3 protein-coding genes are annotated in these 1,772 nt (G+C 46.3%); all 3 read left to right on the top strand.

Translation table 11 applies throughout. The features are described 5' to 3' along the window. Window positions 1-133 (top strand): HAMP domain-containing histidine kinase (locus CDG79_RS45740; protein ID WP_143855751.1); only part of this gene is annotated, 133 nt, incomplete at its 5' end. 430 nt (window positions 134-563) lie between these two features. Then, on the top strand, window positions 564-962 hold the full coding sequence (locus tag CDG79_RS40335; RefSeq protein ID WP_223278671.1) for a plasmid mobilization protein: 399 nt from the start codon (window positions 564-566) through the stop codon (window positions 960-962). After that, on the top strand, window positions 943-1,695 hold the full coding sequence (locus CDG79_RS40330; RefSeq protein ID WP_094347020.1) for a relaxase/mobilization nuclease domain-containing protein: 753 nt from the start codon (window positions 943-945) through the stop codon (window positions 1,693-1,695). Before CDG79_RS40335 ends, CDG79_RS40330 begins: the two co-directional genes overlap by 20 nt. Window positions 1,696-1,772: the final 77 nt, after the last annotated feature.

Genomic DNA, 1,772 nt, shown 5'->3' with positions numbered 1-1,772 from the left:
AGGTTTATCTATCAGTTATCAGATTGTTACTCAAAAACATCAAGGAAAATTGCAGTGTAATTCCACTTTGGGTAAAGGTACAGAATTTGTGATGGCAATTCCATTAAACCAGCAAAGGCAGCAAGCTACCTAATTGGGGGCAAAAGTAGCGTTTTCAAAAAAGTATAACTCCAGATTAGAAGCAAGTTTCACCTACGCTGTTGCTATGTTCATCCGATGTTGACTGTTGCTGACTATAGCCAAACCACCCCGGCTACGCCGTCGCAGTAATTCAGCAAACACTGATATAATTCAGCTACGCTGTTATCGTTCTTTATCCCACCCGAAATCACCCGAAACCGTCCTCCCAGCTACGCTGTTGTCCCCTCGCCCCCAGTCTCTCGTTGTGTCCCCGTACCTCCGTAGCACTTGACACCTCGCTTCCCCCGAAAATGGGCTAGAAGCAAGCCATGCCTACCCCTTCGGGGTGTCGTCGCTACGCTCGACTCGGCAGGCTTGCCAAAGGGGGAAGTATCCCACCTTTGGAAACCCCCTCAAAAACTGCATTTTGTTTGGTTTGACTTATGCCCAAAGCTTCTTCTCAGTCACTCGTCCGTACCAAAATGTTGCAAGTGCGATTCAGCCCGATTGAATACGAGATGATTCGCTCCAAAGCGGAAGATACGAGCATGAGTTTGGCAGAATTAACAAGACGTTGTATATTACTGCGACCAATCCCACCACCACCGCCGCGACTGGGCAGAGTTACACTAGACACATACCTGGAACTGTCGCGCATCGGCAACAACATCAACCAACTGGCTAAAGCCACCAACACAGCCATCAAAATGCAGTTGCCACCGCCAGCATCACTAGAACTTCTACAAGAGTTACTAGAACTGCTACGACACTGCCAACAGGAAATAGCCAATACCTTCATCGAAGAATCAGACGAGGAAACAGATGATTGGCAACCAGACTAAAGGGCGAGGATTCCGTGGACTGCTGAATTATTTGGAGTCTCAGAAAGATGCCAAACTCATTGGTGGCAACATGGGCGGTAATAACGCCCGTGCCCTGGCCAGAGAATTCAAAATCTCTCGACAACTAAACCCAGAAGCTGACCGAGTAGTGTACCACGCATCATTATCACTACCAGACAACGAGCGACTAGACGAACTAACCTGGAACGAACTTGCTAACCGCTATCTCGAAGAGATGGGATTTGACAGCAACCAGTACGTAGTCTACAGACACAGCAACACAGAACACGACCATATACATATCTGCGCCAGCCGCATTCGGTTAGATAACGGGAAGATTGTACATGATAGCTGGGATTACAAGCGTAGCGAAACCATTATTCGGCAGCTAGAACGAGATTACGGCTTACAACAAACCCAGAGTAGCCATGAAAAATTATCGCGTAATCCTAGTATTGGACAACAAAAACGCCTAGAAAGAGAACACTCTGAATATATCAACGGTGAGCGCCTTACACCACAAGAACGCCCCATTAAACAACAACTCCAGGAACTAATCGACCGCGCCATAGTAGATAAACCGACTATGCCGCAACTGGTTGAGCGATTGCAATTACAAGGTGTAGAAGTTCGTCACGGATTAACACGCAACGGTAAAAGTAAGGGCATCTCGTACTCGTGGAAGGGAGCAATGCGATTTTGTGAGGTCGGACAAAAAAAGTGCGATCGCTAAAAATTATATTTAAGTACGGAGTTATTTTATTTACAAATAAAATACTGCTTTGCACGAAAATTCATCTTGATGAGATA

The organism is Nostoc sp. 'Peltigera membranacea cyanobiont' 232 (genome assembly GCF_002245985.1).
In the GTDB taxonomy this organism is placed as follows: Bacteria; Cyanobacteriota; Cyanobacteriia; order Cyanobacteriales; family Nostocaceae; genus Nostoc.
This window is presented reverse-complemented; position numbering and strand designations above follow the sequence as displayed.